Source organism: Corynebacterium lemuris (assembly GCF_024919295.1).
In the GTDB taxonomy this organism is placed as follows: domain Bacteria; phylum Actinomycetota; class Actinomycetes; order Mycobacteriales; family Mycobacteriaceae; genus Corynebacterium; species Corynebacterium lemuris.
The window spans coordinates 98,653-119,174 of the sequence record NZ_JANWTC010000006.1; the positions used below are offsets into that span (position 1 = coordinate 98,653).

At 68.5% G+C, this 20,522-nt stretch carries 21 protein-coding genes; 16 read left to right on the forward strand and 5 right to left on the reverse strand.

Going from position 1 to position 20,522, the window contains the following annotated elements:
- The 4 genes from NYP18_RS09470 to NYP18_RS09485 are packed head-to-tail and all read left to right on the forward strand — an operon-like array spanning nt 1 to nt 4,599.
- Complete coding sequence (locus NYP18_RS09470; protein ID WP_304503754.1) at nt 1–468, forward strand: nucleoside deaminase; 468 nt, start codon at nt 1–3, stop codon at nt 466–468.
- A complete protein-coding gene (locus tag NYP18_RS09475; RefSeq protein WP_259427956.1) occupies nt 468–1,025 on the forward strand; it encodes an HD domain-containing protein in 558 nt (185 codons plus the stop codon). Before NYP18_RS09470 ends, NYP18_RS09475 begins: the two co-directional genes overlap by 1 nt.
- A gap of 26 nt (nt 1,026–1,051) precedes the next feature.
- Nucleotides 1,052–1,996 carry a pyridoxal-phosphate dependent enzyme gene (locus NYP18_RS09480; protein WP_259427957.1) on the forward strand — a complete coding sequence of 315 codons (945 nt, stop codon included), beginning with the start codon at nt 1,052–1,054 and terminating at the stop codon, nt 1,994–1,996.
- A complete protein-coding gene (locus tag NYP18_RS09485; protein ID WP_259427958.1) occupies nt 1,993–4,599 on the forward strand; it encodes an FAD/NAD(P)-binding protein in 2,607 nt (868 codons plus the stop codon). Before NYP18_RS09480 ends, NYP18_RS09485 begins: the two co-directional genes overlap by 4 nt.
- On the opposite strand, the gene NYP18_RS09490 is transcribed toward NYP18_RS09485, so the two are convergent.
- Complete coding sequence (locus NYP18_RS09490) at nt 4,596–5,306, reverse strand: IclR family transcriptional regulator (protein WP_259427959.1); 711 nt, start codon at nt 5,304–5,306, stop codon at nt 4,596–4,598. The two genes, NYP18_RS09485 and NYP18_RS09490, sit on opposite strands and share 4 nt — an antisense overlap.
- Nucleotides 5,307–5,362: 56 nt before the next feature.
- On the opposite strand from NYP18_RS09490, the gene leuC reads away from it, so the two are divergent.
- On the forward strand, nt 5,363–6,781 hold the full coding sequence (gene leuC / locus NYP18_RS09495; RefSeq protein WP_259427960.1) for a 3-isopropylmalate dehydratase large subunit: 1,419 nt from the start codon (nt 5,363–5,365) through the stop codon (nt 6,779–6,781).
- Nucleotides 6,782–6,792: 11 nt separating this feature from the next.
- Nucleotides 6,793–7,389, forward strand: a complete 597-nt coding sequence (leuD, locus tag NYP18_RS09500; protein ID WP_259427961.1) for a 3-isopropylmalate dehydratase small subunit — start codon at nt 6,793–6,795, stop codon at nt 7,387–7,389.
- 54 nt (nt 7,390–7,443) lie between these two features.
- Here the strand turns inward: leuD and NYP18_RS09505 are convergent, their stop codons facing one another.
- On the reverse strand, nt 7,444–7,860 hold the full coding sequence (locus NYP18_RS09505) for an OsmC family protein (RefSeq protein WP_259427962.1): 417 nt from the start codon (nt 7,858–7,860) through the stop codon (nt 7,444–7,446).
- A 10-nt stretch (nt 7,861–7,870) separates the two neighbouring features.
- Entirely contained in the window at nt 7,871–8,875 is a 1,005-nt protein-coding gene (locus NYP18_RS09510) for an NUDIX hydrolase (RefSeq protein ID WP_259427963.1), read from the reverse strand.
- Nucleotides 8,876–9,000: 125 nt separating this feature from the next.
- Between NYP18_RS09510 and NYP18_RS09515 the strand changes: the two genes are divergently transcribed.
- Together NYP18_RS09515 and NYP18_RS09520 are read left to right on the forward strand one after the other, a co-directional pair.
- Nucleotides 9,001–10,014, forward strand: coding sequence for an NAD(P)H-dependent glycerol-3-phosphate dehydrogenase (locus tag NYP18_RS09515; RefSeq protein ID WP_259427964.1), 1,014 nt, complete (start codon nt 9,001–9,003; stop codon nt 10,012–10,014).
- A 6-nt stretch (nt 10,015–10,020) separates the two neighbouring features.
- Nucleotides 10,021–11,106, forward strand: coding sequence for a D-alanine--D-alanine ligase family protein (locus tag NYP18_RS09520; RefSeq protein WP_259427965.1), 1,086 nt, complete (start codon nt 10,021–10,023; stop codon nt 11,104–11,106).
- On the opposite strand, the gene NYP18_RS09525 is transcribed toward NYP18_RS09520, so the two are convergent.
- A complete protein-coding gene (locus NYP18_RS09525; protein ID WP_259427966.1) occupies nt 11,078–12,022 on the reverse strand; it encodes a DUF3515 domain-containing protein in 945 nt (314 codons plus the stop codon). The genes NYP18_RS09520 and NYP18_RS09525 overlap by 29 nt on opposite strands.
- A gap of 28 nt (nt 12,023–12,050) precedes the next feature.
- Between NYP18_RS09525 and NYP18_RS09530 the strand changes: the two genes are divergently transcribed.
- From NYP18_RS09530 to NYP18_RS09565, 8 genes are read left to right on the forward strand one after another with little or no spacing between them, the layout of a single operon-like run.
- Nucleotides 12,051–13,019, forward strand: coding sequence for a thiamine-phosphate kinase (locus tag NYP18_RS09530; protein WP_259427967.1), 969 nt, complete (start codon nt 12,051–12,053; stop codon nt 13,017–13,019).
- Complete coding sequence (locus NYP18_RS09535) at nt 13,019–13,663, forward strand: uracil-DNA glycosylase (RefSeq protein WP_259427968.1); 645 nt, start codon at nt 13,019–13,021, stop codon at nt 13,661–13,663. The genes NYP18_RS09530 and NYP18_RS09535 overlap by 1 nt, the downstream gene beginning before the upstream one ends.
- 11 nt (nt 13,664–13,674) lie before the next feature.
- Nucleotides 13,675–15,111, forward strand: coding sequence for a DAK2 domain-containing protein (locus NYP18_RS09540; protein WP_259427969.1), 1,437 nt, complete (start codon nt 13,675–13,677; stop codon nt 15,109–15,111).
- Between the two features lie 2 nt (nt 15,112–15,113).
- On the forward strand, nt 15,114–17,210 hold the full coding sequence (locus NYP18_RS09545; RefSeq protein ID WP_259427970.1) for an ATP-dependent DNA helicase RecG: 2,097 nt from the start codon (nt 15,114–15,116) through the stop codon (nt 17,208–17,210).
- 10 nt (nt 17,211–17,220) lie between these two features.
- Entirely contained in the window at nt 17,221–17,430 is a 210-nt protein-coding gene (locus NYP18_RS09550; RefSeq protein ID WP_259427971.1) for a biotin/lipoyl-containing protein, read from the forward strand.
- Nucleotides 17,427–18,002: a 16S rRNA (guanine(966)-N(2))-methyltransferase RsmD gene (gene rsmD, locus NYP18_RS09555; protein ID WP_259427972.1), complete on the forward strand. Its 576-nt coding sequence runs from the start codon at nt 17,427–17,429 to the stop codon at nt 18,000–18,002. Before NYP18_RS09550 ends, rsmD begins: the two co-directional genes overlap by 4 nt.
- Nucleotides 17,999–18,484, forward strand: a complete 486-nt coding sequence (coaD, locus tag NYP18_RS09560; RefSeq protein WP_259427973.1) for a pantetheine-phosphate adenylyltransferase — start codon at nt 17,999–18,001, stop codon at nt 18,482–18,484. Before rsmD ends, coaD begins: the two co-directional genes overlap by 4 nt.
- A gap of 9 nt (nt 18,485–18,493) precedes the next feature.
- Nucleotides 18,494–19,240, forward strand: coding sequence for a sulfite exporter TauE/SafE family protein (locus tag NYP18_RS09565; RefSeq protein ID WP_439648079.1), 747 nt, complete (start codon nt 18,494–18,496; stop codon nt 19,238–19,240).
- Between the two features lie 234 nt (nt 19,241–19,474).
- On the opposite strand, the gene adhP is transcribed toward NYP18_RS09565, so the two are convergent.
- Complete coding sequence (gene adhP, locus NYP18_RS09570) at nt 19,475–20,509, reverse strand: alcohol dehydrogenase AdhP (RefSeq protein WP_259427974.1); 1,035 nt, start codon at nt 20,507–20,509, stop codon at nt 19,475–19,477.
- Nucleotides 20,510–20,522: the final 13 nt, after the last annotated feature.

Below are 20,522 nucleotides of genomic sequence, written 5' to 3' on the forward strand. Positions count from 1 at the left end.
ATGAACCAGGAATTCCTGACACGAGCAATCGAGCTGTCCCGGGAGGGCATGCGGGCCAACGAGGGCGGCCCCTTCGGGGCGGTGGTGGTGCGCGACGGTGAGATCATCGCCGAGGGCACCAACCGTGTGCTGCTCACCAACGACCCGACCAACCACGCCGAGATGGTGGCCATCCGCCGCGCCACGGAAAAACTCGACCGTTTTGATCTGTCCGACTGTGAGCTCTACGCCAGCTGCGAACCCTGCCCGATGTGTTTCGGCGCGATCTACTGGGCGCGGCTGGGGAAGGTCTGGTTCGCCAACACCCGGGAGGACGCCGCCGACATCGACTTCGATGATTCCCTCATCTACCGGGAGCTGGACAAGCCGATCGGGGAACGTCTCATCCCCTTCGAACACGTCCCGGATGAACGTGCGCGCGAGGTCTTCGGCGAGTGGATGGATAAAGCGGACAAGACCCCGTACTGATGCTCAGCCACCGACTCATGCACGCGATGAACACAGCGGCCCTCAACCACCGCGACCAGGTGCGCAAGGGTTCAGGCATCCCGTACATCGCGCACCTGTACGCGGTGATGCACCTGGTCTCCCAGGTGACTGATGACGAGGACATCCTCATCGCCGCGCTCTTCCACGACACCCTGGAGGACGTGCCGGAGAACTATCCGGAGGCACGCATGCGGGCGGAGTTCGGTGACCGGGTCACCGGCATCGTGCTCGGTCTGACCAAAGATGACACCCTGCCGGACTGGCAGGACCGGGCCGACGCCTACCTGGATCATCTGGAACACCACGCCCCGGTGGAGTCCGTGCTCATCGCGTGCGCCGACAAGCTGCACAACCTACTGTCCATCCTCGATGACCATGCCACCCTGGGGGAGGCACTGTGGGAGCGCTTCAACTCAGGCAGGCAACAGCAGCAGTGGTGGTACGCGCAGATCAACCGGGTTGTGGAGCAGCGGATGCCGGGCCTGGCACTCAACCGGGAACTTGCCCGCCAGGTGGAGCTCTTCCACGGCCTGTGAGAACGATTTCGCGTAATATTTCCCGCATGCATGTCTCGTACGGCGTCACTCTCGCCGATACCATCGGTAATACCCCGCTGGTGCGACTCGACCGGTTCACCGCCGGTCATGACGTCACTGTCTGGGCGAAGCTCGAGAGCTTCAACCCCGGCGGCAGCGCCAAGGACCGGACCGCCCACGCCATGGTCGTCGCCAGCACCCTGCGGCCGGGGGATGTGGTGGTCGAATCCAGTTCCGGGAACCTGGGTGTGGCGCTCGCCCAGGAGGCCGTCCTCGGTGGCTGGACCTTCCACTGCGTCGTGGATCCCCGGACCAACCGCTCCACGATCGCCCATATGCAGGCCCTGGGCGCGGTCGTCCACGAGATCACGGAGCCGGACCCCGCCACGGGGGACTGGCTCACCGCCCGGCGCACCCGGGTGGGGGAGCTGCTCAGGGAGATTGACGGCGCGCAGTGCCTGGACCAGTACTCCAACCCGGAGGCCTTCCGCGCCCATGCCGAGGGCACGATGACGGAGATCCTCCAGCAGCTGGGGCACGCCCCGGACCATCTCGTGGTGGCGGTGAGCACCACCGGCACGGTGGGTGGTTGTCTGCGGCATATCAACGCACAGGGCCTGCACACGCAGGTCACGGCAGTTGACGCGGAAGGTTCGGTGCTCTTTGAGGGCGCTCCCGGCCCGAGGCATCTGCCCGGTTTCGGGGCGGGCATGGTCCCGGAGCTCGCCAACTCGGTGAAACCACACCAGGTGCTGCGCATCAGCGACCGCGATTCGGTGGCCGGCGCCCGCCGGCTGGCGAAGCTGGAGGCCATCCTTCCGGGGGCCTCTGGCGGGGCGGTGGCGGCGGGCGTCGAGAAGCTCCTGCCGGAGTTGGCGCCGGGCAGCGAGGTGGTGCTCATCCTGCATGACAACGGGACGCGCTACCTGGACACGATCTACAACGACGACTGGGTGGAGGCGAACCTGTGATCACGGTTGCGGTCATCGGTGGCGGGCCGCGGGGCCTGTGGGCGGCGGAGGAACTGCTCGGGCTCGCCCGCGAACGGGGCGCAGCGGTGGATCTGCACGTCTTCGATGACGGCCGCTGCCCGGCCTATGATCCAGGGCAGCCGGAGGAATGGCTGATCAATGTGCGTTCCTCGGTGGTCCGCACGCAGCTGGGCAGTTTTGATGACTGGCGGGGGGTGCACGACGACCCCTTCCCGCCGCGGCGCCTGGTGGGGGAGTTCCTGCGGGATTCCTGGGCGGCGCTCGGGGAGCACCTGCCCCCGCGTTGCCGTTTCACCCGGCACGACATCCATGTGGAGCGGATCGAGCCGCAGGGCGAGCGCTGGCTGGTCGCGGGGTTGCTTGCCGACGAAGTCCTGCTGGCCACCGGCCACGCCGCCGACTGGCCGGGTGCACTGTCCCGCGGGCAGCTGCCGGGGGGCGTGCGGCTGATCGAATCGCCCTATCCGGTGGGCAATCTCGCCCGCATCGGACCACAGGACCGGGTGCTGGTCCGCGGGGCCGCCCTGACCTTCATCGACATCATCCGGGCTTGCTCCCCGGAGGTCTTCATCCCCGTCACCCGCACAGGCCAGCTCATGACGGTCAAACCGGAGGTGGATGCGGAGCAGGTCCGCGACATCATCGACGCCGGGCAGGAACACATCCGCCAGGTGGCGGACATGCCCGGGCTGCTGGCGGTCCTCAAGGACACCGCCGCGCAGCTGCTGGCACGCACCGGCAGCACCGACGACGACTGGGCCGCCGGCATCGCCTGGCGCGACCTCTACCCGGCGATCGTGGAACGGGCCTCCTACGCCGGGCGCGACAGCCTCGAAGGTTTCGGTGAACTGGCCCGCCGTATGGAACGCATCGCCTTCGGCCCGCCCCCGGAGAGCGCGGATCATCTGCAGGAGCTCATCGACGCCGGGCGGGTGGACATCTCCCACCTGCACCGCGGGAGCGAACCCCTCGACGGGCTCGCCCGCGAACTGGGCGCGACGGTGGTCATCGACGCCGTCATCCCACCGCCCGGGGTCGTGCCCGGCACGCTGTGCGCCCGGCTGGTGGAGCAGGGGCTGGCGCGTATCCGCCCCGGCACCCGGGGTCTCGACGTCGAACCGGACGGCACCGTGGTGGGACAGCACACCCTCGCCGCCGTGGGGCGGATGACCGAGGACGTGGTGCTCGGCAACGACACCCTCTCGCGCACCCTCCACGACGTCATCCCGCGCTGGGCGCGCCGGGTCATCCCCGGGCCGCAGCAGGCACACGGTATCCCGCCGTTGACCGCGCGGCTGGACCCCTGGGCGCAGGAACTGACCTCCGATCTGCCGGCCTGCCGGGAGCTGCTGGCTGAATTCGGCAGCCCCGTCAATGTTCTGGATCCGGGGCCGATGCCCGGCAACATTCAGGAGCTGGTGGCCGCCGGCGCGGACTGCGGGGTGGACACCCGCATCTTCTTCGCCCGCAAGGCCAACAAGGCGCTGGCCTTCGTCGACGCGGTCCGCGATGCCGGGCACGGCGTGGACGTCGCCAGCGAAAACGAACTCGCCCAGGTGCTGGCCCGCGGGGTGCCGGGGGAGCGCATCATCCTCTCGGCGGCGATCAAACCGGACCGCCTGCTTGAGCTGGCGATCGCCAACCAGGTGACCATCTCCGCCGATTCCCGCGCCGAACTCGAGCGCATCTCGGCGCTCACCGCCGGCCGCCGGGCGCATGTCGCCCCCCGGGTCGCCCCCGATCCCGGGCTGCTGCCGCCGACACGTTTCGGGGAGCGCTCCCGCGACTGGGCTGTGCACCTCGCCGGCCCGGTCGCAGGGGTGGACATCGTCGGCCTCCACGTCCACCTCCACGGTTACTCGGCGACCGACCGCGCCACCGCATTGCGCGAGTGTTTCTCGCTTATCGACACCCTCCGCACCGCCGGGCACGACCCCTCCTTCATCGACCTGGGCGGCGGTGTGCCCATGAGCTACCTGGATGACGGGCAGCAGTGGGAGGACTACCAGCAGGCGCGCCGGGCGGTGCTTGACGGCTACGCCACCCCCTTCACCTGGAAGTCCGATCCGCTGGCCAACGTCTACCCCTTCCACCAGGCACCGGTACGCGGGGCGTGGCTGCGGGAGGTGCTCGCCGAGGGGATCGCGGAGGGGCTGGTTGACCGGGGCCTGCGCCTGCACCTCGAACCGGGGCGCAGCCTGCTCGACGGCTGCGGCCTGATCCTGGCGGAGGTGGCCTTCGTGAAGACCCGCAGCGACGGTGTGCCGCTGGTCGGACTGGCGATGAACCGCACCCAGTGCCGCACCACCTCCGACGACTACCTCGTCGACCCCATCCACCTCACGGAACACACCGGCGGGGAGGAGGTCGAGGCCTATCTCGTCGGTGCCTACTGCATCGAGGACGAGCTCATCCTGCGTCGGCGCATCCGCTTCCCGCAGGGTGTGCGTGCCGGGGACGTCATCGCCATCCCCAACACCGCGGGCTACTTCATGCACATCCTGGAGAGTGCCTCGCACCAGATCCCGCTGGCGAAGAACGTGGTCTGGCCGGCGGGCACCCTCGACGACATCGACATCTAGAGTGTGCCCGAGAGGTGGCGGGCGGCGGCCGCGAGTTCCGCGCCCCACTTCTCACCGGGGTGGGGACGCAGGCGTTCGGCCGGCCCGGAGACGGAGAGCACGGCGATGAACTGGCCGGCGGGCGTGAACACCGGGGCGGAGAGGGAGGCCAAGCCGACCTCGCGCTCGGAGACGGATTCGCTCCAGCCGCGGGCCCGGACCTCGTCGAGGTCGGTGGGGGAGAAGCGGGCGTCGGCAAGCAGGGACTCCCGCAGTTCCTTGGAACCGAAGGTGAGGAAGACCTTGGCTGCCGAACCGGAGGTCAGGGGCAGCTGGGCGCCGACGGGGACGGTGTTCTGCAGGCCGACGGGCGGCTCCTTCGCGGCGACGCAGGTGCGTGAGGTGCCGGTGAGCTGGTAGAGCTGCACGGATTCGCCGGTGGTGTCCACGAGGCGGGTCATCACCGGGGTGGCGGCGGCGATGAGCTGGTCCTTGCCGCCGGTGCCCAGGGTGGTCAGGACGGGCCCGGTCTTCCAGCGGCCGTCCTCCCCGCGGGCGAGAATGCCGTGGATCTCCAGAGCAGTGGCCAGGCGGTGCGCGGTGGCACGTGGCAGGCCGGTGGTCTCGCAGAGCTCGGTGAGTGAGAGCGGATGCGGGGCCACGGCCGTCATGATCGCCACGGAGCGGTCGAGAACCTTGATCCCGGAAACTGCGCTATACTGTCCCATACCGCGATACTAACATCTCATGTTGTGAGATTTCTCTGAGGGAAAGGTGGACATCCATGGCCGAGAAGCTGACGCTGGCCGAGAAGGTGTGGAACGACCACATCGTCGCCAAGGGCGAGAACGGGGAGCCCGATCTTATCTACATCGACCTGCAGCTCCTCCACGAGGTGACCTCCCCGCAGGCCTTTGACGGACTGCGTATGGCCGGCCGGAAGCTCCGCCGCCCCGACCTGCACCTGGCCACCGAGGACCACAACGTACCCACCGAGGGCATCGTCTCCGGCTCCCTGCTGGAGATCAAGGAGGCGACCTCGCGCATCCAGGTGGAGACCCTGCGCAAGAACTGCGCGGAATTCGGCATCCGCCTGCACCCGATGGGTGACATCAACCAGGGCATCGTCCACACCGTCGGCCCGCAGCTGGGCGCCACCCAGCCGGGCATGACCATTGTCTGCGGCGACTCCCACACCTCCACCCACGGCGCCTTCGGTTCCATCGCCATGGGCATCGGCACCTCCGAGGTCGAGCACGTCATGGCCACCCAGACGCTCTCCCTCAAACCCTTCAAGACCATGGCCATCGAGGTCACAGGAACGCTGCAGGAGGGGGTGACCGCCAAGGACCTCATCCTGGCGATCATCGCCAAGATCGGCACCGGCGGCGGCCAGGGACACATCATCGAGTACCGCGGCGAGGCCATCCGCAACCTCTCGATGGAGGCGCGGATGACCATCTGCAACATGTCCATCGAGGCCGGCGCGCGTGCCGGCATGGTCGCTCCGGACGAGAAGACCTTCGAGTACGTCCAGGGCCGCGAGTTCGCGCCGAAGGGTGCCGACTGGGACGCCGCGGTCGAGTACTGGAAGACCCTGCCCACCGACGAGGGTGCCGAATTCGACACCGTCGTCGAGATCGACGGCTCCGCCCTGACCCCGTTCGTCACCTGGGGCACCAACCCCGGCCAGGGCCTGCCCCTGGGCGCGGACGTGCCGGACCCGGAGGACTTCACCAACGAGGCCGACAAGGCCGCCGCGGAGAAGGCCCTGACCTACATGGACCTGACCCCGGGCACCCCCCTGCGTGAGATCACCATCGACACCGTCTTCCTGGGTTCGTGCACCAACGCGCGGATCGAGGACCTGCGCGAGGCCGCTGAGGTGGTCAAGGGCCGCACCATCGCCGCGAACACCCGCATGCTCGTCGTGCCGAGTTCGACGATGGTCAAGCAGCAGGCCGAGGAGGAGGGCCTGGATAAGGTCTTCACGGACTTCGGCGCCGAGTGGCGCACCGCCGGCTGCTCCATGTGCCTGGGCATGAACCCCGACCAGCTCCAGCCGGGCGAACGTTCCGCCTCGACCTCCAACCGCAACTTCGAGGGCCGCCAGGGCCCTGGTGGCCGCACCCACCTGGTTTCCCCGCCGGTGGCCGCCGCCACCGCCGTCCTCGGCCACCTGGCCAGCCCCGCCGACCTCTAAGGAGAAAAACCATGGAGAAGTTCACCACCCACACCGGCGTCGGCGTGCCGCTGACCCGCTCCAACGTCGACACCGACCAGATCATCCCCGCCGTCTACCTCAAGCGTGTCACCCGCACCGGCTTCGAAGACGGCCTGTTCGCCGGCTGGCGCAAGGACGAGGACTTCATCCTCAACCAGGAGCCCTACGACAAGGGTTCCGTGCTCGTCGCCGGCCCCGACTTCGGCACCGGCTCCTCCCGTGAGCACGCCGTCTGGGCGCTCATGGACTACGGCTTCCGCGTCGTGCTCTCCCCGCGCTTCGCCGACATCTTCCGCGGCAACTCCGGCAAGGCCGGCCTGCTCGCCGCCCAGATGGAGGAGGCCGACATCGAGCTGCTGTGGAAGCAGCTGGAGGCCGAGCCGGGCCTGGAGATCACCGTCGACCTGGAGTCCCGCACCGTCACCGCCGGGGAGAACACCTACCAGTTCTCCGTCGACGACTACACCCGCTGGCGCCTCATGGAGGGCCTGGACGACATCGGCCTGACCCTGCGCAAGGAGGCCGACATCACCGCCTACGAGGCGAAGCGCCCGACCTTCAAGCCGACGATCACCGCGGAGGCCTAAACAGCCGACTGACGCTCCCGACCGCTCAACCGGTCGGGGGCGTTTTCCGTGGCTTCATGAGAGGCGGACCTCGGCGGTGGCCTCGACCCCGTGGTTGAGGCTGCGTTTGATGGCGCACAACCGCTCGATGACCCGCTCGGCACGGGTGATGAGCTTCTCCTGCTCCGCCGGGTCCAGCGCCGACATGTCCGGGGAGATGGTGGCCCGCAGTTCAGCGACCCGCCCCTCCTCCTCATCGTCGACCCCCTCGACGGTGGCGGTGGCCTCATAATCCGCACCCAGATGGTGGGCGAGCTGGACATCGGCGGAGAGCACCGAGCAGGCGGCCAGCGCCGCTTGCAGCAACTCACCGGGGGAGAAGGCCCCCTCCTCACCGGGGGCGCCGATGCGCAGCTCCGCGCCGAAGGCGTTGCTCACGGTCCAGGTGCCGACCGTGTCGCGGCGGGCTGTGATCTCAGTATCCTCAGGCATAGCCACCACTCTATTTCGCAGGAAGAGGGCTGGCCAGATAATCCGCCCCCGTCAGCTGGCCCCCGTTGAAGGACAGCACCCACACCGAACCCTTCTTCGCCTCGATCTCATCCAGCGGCAACCGCCCGTTCGCGCTCAGCCAGGCGATCATGTGGGGGACGGACTCGCCCTGGGAGACCACGACGGAGGTGCCACCGGCCTCGATCAGCTCGGTGAAACGCCGCTGGCAGGCCACCTGGTTGGCGGTCCACGCCTCGTCCCCGAACAACGGATCCACGGTGACCTCGACGTTGAGTTCATCAGCCAGGGGGGCCGCCGTCGCCTGGCAGCGGTCCGGCTCGGCGGAATAGACAGCGGTGGGTTTATAGGGCAGGAGCATGGGCACGAGCATCTCCGCCTGGCGCCGGCCCTTCTTGTCCAGGGGGCGCAGGTTGTCATCGCCCTCCCAGTTGCGCCGACTGTGGGCCCGGGCGTGACGCACGTAGAGCACCCGGGAGGTGGCGGGCAGACGGAAACGTTTCTCCGCCTTGTCCAGCACGTGCCGGTCCACCTCGTAGCTGAGCAGCTCCCGGGCCTGGGCCAGCGGCAGCCAGCGCAGCTCGTCGACCTCTGCGTTGGGGGTGAACTCCCCGCTGAGGACCTCACCCGTCCAGTAGTAGACGACCTTCATGCGGTCGAGCACGGGGTAGGTCACCTTGCCCAGGAGTTTGCCCAGGCCGATCTCGAAGCCGGTCTCCTCCAGGATCTCCCGGGCGGCGGTGGTGGGCAGCGATTCTCCCGGGTCGACCTTCCCCTTCGCCAGGGACCAGTCGTCGTAGGCGGGGCGATGGATGACGGCCACCTCCACGGTGTCCAGGTCCGTGATGTCCCCGCGCCACAGCACGGCTCCGGCAGCGAGCATCGCGCGTTTGAACTCCTTCGCCGGATCCGCCGGAATCACCTGGTGTCGACCATTGACCAGCAGTTCCGGCCCCTGGTCCTTGTCCACCTCGTGGGGCAGCGGATTCTTCGCCATGACTCTCCTCGGTCGGTCTCGGATACGGTTCCCACCATTTTCACCCACCTCCGCCCGATTCGCAGGACCAACGCATCCTTTAAGCTGGTTTCCAACGGACGTCTAGAGAATGTAGGGAGCAGCGAGTGGTCAAGGTCGCGATCATGGGGGCAGGTTCATGGGGCACCACCCTGGGCAAGGTCTTCGCCGACGGCGGCAGCACCGTCTCCCTCTGGGCCCGCCGCACGGAACTGGCGGAACAGATCCAGCGTACCCGCGCCAACCCGGACTACCTGCCGGACATCCGGCTGCCCGAAGCTGTGACCGCGACCGATGACGCCGTCCTGGCTCTCGCGGACGCGGACATCGTCATCTTCGCCGTCCCCAGCCAGACGATGCGCGACAACCTCAAGGCCTGGACCCCGCTGCTGCCGGCGGATTCCACGTTGGTGAGCATCTCGAAGGGCATCGAGACCGACACCCATCTGCGGATGAGTCAGGTCATCGCCGAGATCACCGGGGCGGAGACCGACCGCATCGCGGTGCTCTCCGGGCCGAACCTCGCCCGCGAGATCGCCCTGGAGCAGCCCGCCGCCACCGTCATCGCCTGCGCGGATGAGGAACGGGCCAAGCTGGTGCAGACAGCGGTGGCCACCCCCTACCTGCGCCCTTACACCAACACCGATGTCGTCGGCGTGGAACTGGGTGGCGCCTGCAAGAACGTCATCGCCCTGGCCTGCGGTGTGGCCGCCGGCCTGGGTTTCGGCGAGAACACCCTGGCCACCATCGTCACCCGGGGACTTGCCGAGATCTCCCGTCTGGGCGAGGAACTCGGCGCCGATCAGCGCACCTTCGCGGGGTTGGCCGGCCTGGGTGACCTGGTGGCCACCTGCACCTCCCCGCTCTCGCGCAACCGTTCCTTCGGTGTCCGCCTCGGTGAGGGCGGCACGCTGGAGGAGGCGATGAAGGCCACCCACGGTCAGGTCGCCGAGGGCGTGATCTCCTCGAATTCGATCCACCAGCTGGCCGGGGCCAACAAGGTGGAGATGCCCATCACCCAGGCCGTCTACGCCGTGTGTCACCGCGGCCTGGACGTCCGCGACATGATCGCGGCACTGATGGGTCGCTCCAAGAAGGCGGAGTACAACCCGGTAGGCTGATCCGTCATGGAACAACCACAGCGCATCACGGTCGGTGTCATCTACGGCGGCCGCAGCAGCGAGCATTCAGTGTCGTGCGTGTCCGCGGGTGCGGTGATGTCGCACCTCGACCCGTCCAGATACGAGGTCGTGCCGATCGGCATCACCCGTGAGGGGATGTGGACGGTGGGTGAGGCCGATCCCACGGCGCTGATGATCAAGGAGGGGCAGCTGCCCTCCGTGGTGCCCGGTGTGGAGCTCTCGCTCTCCTTCAACCCGGCCGAACGCGGCCTGGTGCGCAACCTCACCGCCGGCACGGAGCACGCCCGCCTCGACGTCGTCTTCCCGGTCCTGCACGGCCCCTTCGGTGAGGACGGCACCATCCAGGGCATGCTCGAGATGGCGTGTGTGCCGTATGTGGGCACGGGTGTGCTGTCCTCGGCCTGCGGCATGGACAAGGAGTTCACGAAGAAGCTCGCCGCGGCAGAGGGCCTGCCCATCACCGCTGAGGTGATCCTGCGCGAGGGACAGGATGATCTGGACGAGAAGCAGCGCCACATGCTGGGCCTGCCCGTCTTCGTCAAACCCGCCCGCGGCGGTTCCTCCATCGGGGTGTCGAAGGTGAGCGACTGGTCGCAGCTGCCGGCGGCCGTGGCGCTGGCGCGGGAATCCGACACCAAGGTCATCATCGAGGCCGAGCTGGTCGGAGCCGAGGTCGAGGTCGGTGTCCTCGAGTACCCGGACGGCACGCTGGTGGCCTCCGTGCCGGCGAAGCTGAACAACACCAACGACTCGGATGAGGGTTTCTACGGCTTCGAGACGAAATACCTCGACGACGTGGTCACCCCGACCATCCCGGCACCTTTCGGCGAGGAGACCAACAACCGGCTCCGGGAGATGGCGATCGAGACCTTCCGGGCGCTGAACTGCCAGGGTCTGGCACGCGTCGACTTCTTCCTCACGGAGGAGGGCCCGGTGCTCAACGAGATCAACACCATGCCGGGTTTCACGCCGATCTCGATGTACCCGCAGATGTTCGCCGCCTCAGGCGTGCCCTACGAGGAGCTTCTCGACGTCCTCGTCACTACTGCGTGTCAGTCTCCGCGGCGATGATCTCGCCCAGCTCCACGACGGCGGCGTTGCCCGTCGCCTGAGGGACGCTGACGGCGATGTCGATGTCGCGGCCGAGGGCGAACCAGGTCGAGGACGTGGTGCCGTTGGCCAGGGTGGTGTCCTCGAACCAGACGATGTCGTTGACCTGGTTGAGCTGCAGACCCGGACGGTAGTTCTCCGGCGGGGCGACACCGCAGCGCAGGACGACGGGCTCGAGACCCGGGGCGGTCCACGCGGCGGTGCGGGGCTCGGCGACGTCGATACGCCCGTAGTCCTCCGCGATGGTCTCCGGCAGAGCGGCCATGAGAGCCACGCAGCGGTCACCGGTGTTCTCCGCAGCAGCCAGCTGGGAGAGCGGGGCGGGGTAGGGCTCGTGTTCGGCGGCCGGCAGGGCGGAGACGTTCTCGGCGAGGTCGGCGACCGGGTTGCCGGCACGCCCCAGGGACTCCTCGTCAGCGGTGACCGCCACGACCTGCTCCCGGTCGACGGTGTACCAGGAGGACAGGGTGGAACCCGGGGTGGCGTCGGTGATCCGCAGCCACTCGACCCCCTCGATGGTCTCGGTGGGGGCGTAGTCGGTGTACTGGAAGGGCAGGTCGACGCCGCAGCGCAGGGTCACCCGCTCCACGGAGCTGGAGGTCCAGGCCGCGGCGCCGGCGGGCACGGGTTCGACGATCTCGGCCCGGTCATGCCCGACCAGTTCCTCCGGTAGACCGGCGATGAAGTCGGCGCACTCCCGGGAATCCGCCAGCGGGGCGGGCAGTTCACTCATGACCACGGGCTGCTTGGCTGCCCGGTCGAAAACGACTTTGGCCCCGAGGACAACACCGATGACCAGGGCCACCGCCAGAACCAGGGACAGGTAGACGGCGGTCTTGCCGGAACGACTAGGTTGGGAGGAAGCAGCGGAGCTCATAGGCTGCGAGTCTATCGAAAGGGTTGGCGTGACCATCTTCCCCGCCCACTATTCCGGCCCGACGCTCGGGGAGGTCGGTGAACACGGCACGATCAAGGCGATCATTGAGGCGGCGCCATCCTCACGCAACGGCGACGACGCCGCGGTGCTCAGCCACGCCTCCCCGAACTCCCGGGCAGTGGCCACCACGGACATGCTGGTGGAGGGCCGTCACTTCAAGGTCGGCTGGTCCACGCCGGAGGAGATCGGCCAGAAGTCGATCGTGCAGAATTTCGCGGATATCGAGGCGATGGGCGCACGCCCCATCGCCGCGCTCCTGGCGGTCTCCGCCCCCCGCCACACCCCGGTGGACTGGGTACGCGGGGTGGCCACCGGCATCCACCAGCGGGTGGGGGAGTACTCCGCGGAACTCGTCGGCGGGGACCTCACCGAGGGCGACCACCTGGTGCTCTCCGTCACCGCCATCGGCTCCCTGGGTGGTTCCCGCCCGGAACTGACCCTCGACCGCGCACGCCCCGGCCAGCGGGTCGTCGCACACGGCCGCATCGGCTGGTCCGCGGCCGGCCTGGCCCTGCTCGAGCGCTACGGGCGGGAACATGTGCCGGAGAAATTCACCCCGCTCATCGACGCCCACTGCGCCCCCCGCCTCGACCCGGGCCGCGGCGTCATCGCCCGTGCCACCGGGGCGACCGCCATGACCGACAACTCGGACGGACTGATCGTGGACCTGAACACCATCGCCTCCCGCTCGGGGGTGGGCATCGACCTGCACTCCGCGGACATCTGCCCCGCACCCCTGATCATGGAGGCCGCCGACCTGCTGGAGGCCGACCCCTGGAAATGGGTGCTCTCCGGCGGGGAGGACCACACCCTGCTGGCCACCACCGCGGGCGACCCGCCCTCCGGTTTCCGCGCCATCGGCCGGGTGGTGCGCGGCGAACGCGTCACCATCGACGGTGAGGAACCCCGCTACGGCCAGGGCTGGGTGAGCTTCTGATGCTGCCCGTCCACAAGTCCTGGCTGCCCGCACTGGAACCGGTCGAGGAGCGCATCCACGCCCTGGGTGACTTCCTGCGCAGCGAACCCGCCTACCTGCCACCCGGCGACGACATCCTCCGCGCCTTCCAGGACCCCTTCGACCAGGTCAAGGTGCTCATCGTCGGCCAGGACCCCTACCCCACGCCGGGGCATGCCATGGGGCTGAGCTTCTCCACCCGCCCCGGGGTACGCCCCCTGCCACGCAGCCTGGCCAACATCTTCCGCGAACTCTCCGGCGACCTCGGTGTACCCGCACCCACTGACGGCGACCTGAGCCCCTGGTCACGGCAGGGGGTGCTGCTGCTCAACCGGGTGCTCACCGTACGCCCCGGCCAGGCCGGTTCCCACCGGGGCCGGGGCTGGGAAGAGGTCACCGAGGCCGCCATCCGTGCCCTGGCACAACGGGAGCAACCACTGGTGGCCATCCTCTGGGGCCGCGACGCCCAGACCACCGGCCGTTTCCTCGGCGACACCCCGCGCATCGAATCCCCGCACCCCTCCCCGCTGTCCGCCTCCCGTGGTTTCTTCGGCTCCCGCCCCTTTTCGCGGGCGAATGAGCTCCTGGAGTCTGTCGGAGCCGAACCCGTGGACTGGCAGCTGTAAACTACGGCGTTATGTCCTATCCGCGAGAGCTAGACGGCAGCCGACTCCACGACTGGGCGGCCCGGGCCGTCGCAGAGCTGTCCGCCCGCCGCGCGGAGATCAACGCCCTCAACGTCTTTCCCGTCCCGGACGCGGACACCGGCTCCAACATGGCCCACACCATGGAGGCGGCCCTGGCCGAGGCGGAACGGCTGGCCGGGGAACCGGGCGTGGGGGAGGTCGCCCGCGCCCTGGCCATCGGCAGCGTGCGGGGTGCGCGCGGCAACTCCGGCCTCGTGCTCAGCCAGGTGCTGCGCGCCATCGCCGATTCCGCCGACCACGGACGTGTCGACGGTGCCTGCATCGCCCGCGCCCTCACACTCGCGGTGCAGCTGGTCGACCGCGCCATCGCCGAACCGGTCGAGGGCACCGTCATCACCGTGCTGCGTGCAGCGGCCGTCGCCGCGGAGGCCGCCGGTGAGCAGCTGCAGGAGGTCGTCCCCGCGGCCGTCGACGCTGCCCGCACCGCCTTGGCCAACACCCCCTCCCAACTCGACGTGCTCCGCGAGGCCGGGGTCGTCGACGCCGGGGGAGCGGGCTTCCTCGTGCTGTTGGAGGCACTCCTCGCCGAGATCCGCGGCACCGCCGCCAGCACCGCCATCCCCACCGGCACCACCACCGGCCCCACCGCCGAACTCGAGGTCATGTTCTTCTTCCTCGGCGACCTCGACACCCTCGAGGACTCCCTGGCCGGCCTGGGCAACAGCCTGGTGCTCGCCCGTATCGACGAAACCAGCGCCCGCGTCCACATCCACTCCCGCGAACCCGGCCGCGTCATCGAGACGGCCTACGCCACCGGGGAAGTCTCCGACCTGCGGATCGAGGTGCTTCCCGACGCCCCGCAGGTGGCCACCCCGCGCCGGGTCATCGTCGCGGTCACCCCGCCGGGCTCCGTCGCAGACCTCTACCGGCAGGCCGGGGCGGTGGTGGTGGCACCGGGGGAGGACGTCGTCTCCGGGATCCTCTCCGAGGTGCGCAACTCCAGCGCGGAGGAGCTGATCCTCCTGCCCAACGGGCTGCTGGACCGCCGCCAGCTGGTCTCCGTGGAACGGGCCACCCACGCCCTTGACCAGTCCTTCACCATCGTGCCCACCGGAAGGCTGGTCTCCGGTATCGCGGCATTGAGCGTGCATGACCCGCAGGCACCGGCCGGGGTTGCGGCCTACACCATGTCCGAGGCCGCAGCCTCGATGCGCACCGCGATCCTCACGCCGGCGGACGTCCGCACCACCGTGGAGGCAGCCGCAGAGGCCGCCTGCCGGGAGCTGCTGGCCGAGGGCGGCGAGCACGTGATCCTGCTGACGGGGACGGAGGTGGACGTCGATAAGATCGATGCCGCCCTGCACGTCGACGTCATGGCCTACCCCGCCGACGGGCTGGGGCACCTGCTGGAGATCGGGGTCGAGTAGCCGTGCTGGGCTGGACCGATGACCGGCTGCTGGCCGATGTCCTCCCGAAGAAGGAGGCCACGGCCCTGACCAAGGCCTTCGGCTACGTCACGTGCCAGGACCTGCTCGAACACACTCCGCGCGCCTGGTCCCGCCACGGTTCCGGCGTGCTCGCGGAGGACGCCCAGGAGGGCGACATGATCACCTGCGTCGGTGAGGTCATGGGCGTGCGGCACTTCAACACCCGCGACGGCAAGGGTGTGATCCGCGTGGCCATCACCGACGGCCGCACCGTATTCACCGCCTCCTTCTTCAACTCCCACTACGTGGCCCGGGTCCTGCGCGAGGGATCGAAGGCGATGTTCGCCGGAAAACTCAAGTTCTACCGGGGTGAGCCGCAACTGCAGCACCCTGATTTCCTCATCCTGCCGCGGCCGGGGGAGAAGGCCGCCGGCAGCGCTTCCCTGAAGACGCTCTCCCTGTACGGCGATCCCGATGAGCTGCTGCGCGATCTCGACCACGTGCCCATCTACCCGGCGACCGGCCGGGTGGCCTCCTGGCGGATCATGGCCGCCATCCGCCACATCCTGACCACCCTGCCCCCGGTACCGGAACCGCTCGGGGAGGTGCCCGCCGGTCTGGTCAGCTTCGACGAGGCTGTCCGCGGCATCCACTTCCCCGGCCCCGAGGGCCCGGAACCGCACCTGGAGCGGCTGAAATACAACGAGGCGCTCACCCTCGGTCTGGTCATGGCGCTGCGCCGGCTGGAGACGCTGCGTCGCCATGCACCCGTACTCACCCCGGTGGAGGAGGGTCACCGTGCCCGCCTGCTCGGGGACCTGCCCTATGAACTGACCGCGGGGCAGCGCACCGTCATCGGCGAGATCGCCGGGGACCTCAGCCAGGGTGAGCCGATGAGCCGGCTGCTGCAGGGCGAGGTCGGCTCCGGAAAGACGGTCGTCTCCCTGGTGGCGATGCTCCAGGCCGTTGACGCGGGCCGCCAGTGCGCCATGCTCGCCCCCACCGAAGTGCTCGCCGTCCAGCATGCCCGCACGCTCACGGCCCTGCTCGCCGACGCCGGGGTGCCGGTCTCGGTGGTGCCGCTGACCGGTTCCATGCCGGTCGCCGTCAAACGCCAGGCACTGCTCGACATCGTCTCCGGGCAGGCGGACATCGTGGTGGGCACCCACGCGATCATCGAGGACACCGTCGAGTTCTTCGACCTCGGCCTCGTCGTCGTCGATGAGCAGCACCGCTTCGGTGTGGAGCAGCGCGCCCGCCTGCGCGCGAAGGGGAGGGAGGGGCAGACCCCGCACCTGCTGGTGATGACGGCCACCCCCATCCCACGCACTATCGCCATGACCGTTTTCGGCGACCTGGAGGTCTCCACCCTGCGGGAGCTGCCCGGGGGCCGCAAACCCATCACCTCTTATGTCATCCCCGAGTCGAAGCCGGACGGCGTGCGGTGGGCCATCAACCGCATCGGCCGGGAGGTGGAGGCCGGCCGGCAGGCCTACGTAGTGTGCCCGCGTATCGACGGCGAGGGCGGGGTCCACGAGGTCTATGAGCTCCTCGGCCACGGCCCCTTCCGCCACTTCACCGTCGGTTACCTCCACGGCCGGATGAGCAGCGAGGACAAGGACCACATCATGGGTCGCTTCGCCGCCGGGGAGATCCAGATCCTCGTGGCCACCACCGTCATCGAGGTCGGCGTCGACGTACCCAACGCCACCGTCATGCTCATCCGCGAGGCCGAGAACTTCGGTGTCTCCCAGCTGCACCAGCTCCGCGGCCGGGTGGGCCGTGGCGGGCACGCCTCGACGTGCATCTTCCACACCCGCCACGACAACGACGGCCGGATTGCCGGCGTGGCCGCCACCACCGACGGCTTCCAGCTGGCCGAACTCGACCTCATCCACCGCCAGGAGGGTGATGTGCTGGGCACCAGCCAGTCGGGTACAGCGCGCACCGTCAAGCTGCTCAACCTCATCGAGGACTACGCCCTCATCGAACGCGCCACCCACGACGCCACGGAGCTGGTGGCCCGGCATCCGCTGCTCGCCCAGCGCGTCGTCCTGGAGATCGACCGCACTGACCGGGAGTTCCTGGAGAAAAGCTAGGGTATAGGGCATGGATATCTGTGCCCCTTTCGCCGGCATCGTGCGCTACCACGTCGCAGCCGGTGACACCGTCGCCACCGGTGACGCCCTGGCCACCGTCGAGGCCGTCAAGCTCGAGGCCCCGGTGCTCGCCCCCGGCCCCGGCACCGTCGGCAGGCTGGCCCGGGAGGACTTCTCCGATGTTCTCGGCGGCCAGCTGCTGCTGGAGGTCAACCAATGACCCGCATCATCTCCGGGGAGGCCCGCGGGCGGAGGATCAAGGTCCCGCCCGCCGGCACCCGCCCCACCTCCGACCGGGCCCGGGAGGGCCTGTTCTCCTCCCTGCAGGTGCGTTTCGGCTTCACCGACGCACGCGTCCTCGACCTTTTCGCCGGCTCCGGGGCCCTCGGCCTCGAGGCTGCCTCGCGGGGTGCGGCGGAAGTCGTGCTCGTGGAGAACAACCGCGCGGCGGTGGAGATCATCCGGCACAACGCGGGTGTGGTCAAGCACCCGGCCGTGCGGATCGAGGAGATGAAGGCGTCGACCTACCTGGCGAACGCTCCGCGCGACTACTTCGACATGGTGCTCGCCGATCCGCCCTATGAACTCGCCGACGAATCCGTCCGCGAGATGCTCGAGGCCCTCGCCCCCGCGCTTGTCGACGGCGCCGCCGTCGTCGTCGAGCGCCACAGCTCCTCGCCCGAGACCGACTGGCCGGAGGGTTATGCGCCCACCACCCAGAAGCTGAAGAAACGCACCTACGGCATGGCACGCATGGACATGGCCGTCTACCACCGAGAGGACCCCCAGTGAGAGCAGTCTGCCCCGGTTCATTCGATCCGGTGACCATGGGTCACCTGGACATCTTCCGTCGGGCTGCCGCCCACTTCGAGGAAGTCACCGTCCTGGTCACCGGCAACCCGAACAAGCGGACAGGCCTGTTCACCATCGATGAACGCATGGAGCTGATCCGCGAGGTGACCCGCGACGTCCCCAACATCCGCGTCGACTGGTGGGGTGGCCTGCTTGTGGAATACACCACCAAGCACGGGATCTCCGCCCTGGTCAAGGGCCTGCGCACCGCACTGGACTACGAGTATGAACTGCCCATGGCGCAGATGAACCGCCGGTTGACCGGCGTGGACACCTTTTTCCTGCTCACCGACGAGAAATACGGCTACATCTCCTCCTCGCTGCTCAAGGAGGTGGCCAAGTACGGCGGCGACGTGAGCGGCCTGCTTCCCGACGCCGTCGTCGAGGCGGTCGAGGCGAAGTACCGCGACGCCCGCGGGTAGTCTGTTCGGGTGATTCCCGAACTTCTCCTCATTTTCCTCATTGTCGCGGTGGGCTCCGCCATGCAGCGCATCTCCGGCATGGGGCTCGGTCTCATCGCCGGCCCCGTGCTCGCCGTGATCATGGGGCCTGTCGAGGGCATCCTCGTGGTCAACGTGCTGGCCTTCTTCAATGCGGCTGCCACGACGGTCACCGTCCGCGAATACGTCGACTGGCGCAAATTCGCCATCATCGGCTCGGTGCTCATCGTCGGCTCCGTCCCCGCGGCCCTGCTGGTGCGCGAGGTCTCCGGCTCCCTCCTCCAGGCGCTTGTCGGCGCGCTGCTGCTCATCGCCCTTGCGGTGACCACCTTCGGAAAGAGTTTCATCCCGCGTGCCGAGGGCACCGCCCCAGCTGTCGTGGCCGGCATCGCGGGTGGTTTCATGAACACCCTCGCCGGCATCGCCGGGCCGGCGATCACCGTCTACGCGCAGGCCTCCCGCTGGCCACAGCAGTCCTTCGCCGCCACCCTGCAGCCGATCTTCATGGTGGCCGGCGCGCTGTCGTTCATCACCAAGATCCTCTCCGGCGCGGGCTCACTGACCGACACCAACTGGCTGATCTGGCCGGTCGGCCTCCTCGGCATGGCCCTCGGCCTGTGGATCGGAGTCCGGCTCAGCGAGAAGGTCAGCAGACCACGGGCACGCAACATCGCCCTCGTCCTGGCCACCGCCGGTGGCGTCACCGCCCTGGTCCGGGGTGTCTCGGGTCTGATCTGACAGCTCATCCCGGGCCCGTTCGTTGCGGGCGTTGCGGCGCTGCACGAAGGTCTGCACCCAGCGGAGGGACCCGCTGGTCTTGGGGTTGTGGTGGCGGCACAGCTTGAGCAGGTTGTCCGCCGTTCTCGGGATGAATGCCTGAGTTGAAGAGGGGAGCGACACGCTTTCAGGGAGAGGTGGTGGAAGGAGCGATCCTGGCGGCGATGCGCCAGGATGCGAGAGCGGGAAACTGCTTCAGTATCTGATCGACACCCGGCCTTCGACCCGGCCCCGGCGCAGGTCCTCAAAGACCTCGTTGACATCTTCCAGGGCGCACTCCCGGACCGTTGGACGGATGTTGCCCCTGGCATAGAAGTCGAGCGCCTCGATCATGTCCTGGCGGGTGCCCACCAGCGAACCACGGATGGTCAGGCCCTTGAACACGATGTCGAAGATCGGAGCCGGGAAATCCCCCGGCGGTAGACCGATGAAGACAATTGTGCCGCCCTTGCGCGTCATACCGATCGCCTGACCGAAGGCGTCCGGGTGCACCGCGGTGACCTCCACCCCGTGGGCTCCGCCATTGGTGTACTCGTTTACCGCGGCCACCGGATCAGTCTCGGTCGCGTTGACGGTGAACTCGGCCCCGTTCTTGCGGGCCAGTTCCAGCTTATCCTCGGCGATATCGACGGCGATCACGCGCATACCCATGGCCACGGCATACTGCACGGCAATGTGCCCGAGGCCACCGACACCGGAGATGACCATGAACTGCCCTGGCTTGGTGTCGGACATCTTCAGACCCTTGTAGACGGTCAAACCAGCGCAGAGGATGGGCGCGACCTCGACCGGGTCAACACCCTCCGGGATGAGCGCACAGTAGCGGGTGTCCACGAGCATGTATTCACCGAAAGAACCGTTGACCGTGTACCCGCCATACTCGGCTTCGTTGCACAGGGTCTCCCGGCCGGTGCGACAGTACTCGCATTTCCCGCAGGCCGACCACAGCCAGGCGTTGCCCACAATATCGCCAACTGCAACGGAGTGCTCGCCCGGTCCGAGCTTGACAACCTCGCCCACACCCTCGTGGCCGGGTACGAAGGGCGGCGACGGCTTGACCGGCCAGTCTCCCTCGGCTGCATGGAGGTCGGTATGGCAGATTCCGCTGGCGTGTAGTTTTACCAGGGCCTGGTTCCTGCCGGGTTCGGGCAGATCAATTTGTCTGATGGCCAGTTCGGGGCCGAACTTCTCGACGACGGCGGCGGTGTACTGGTCGGTGGCAGCGGTCATGACGGTTCTCTCC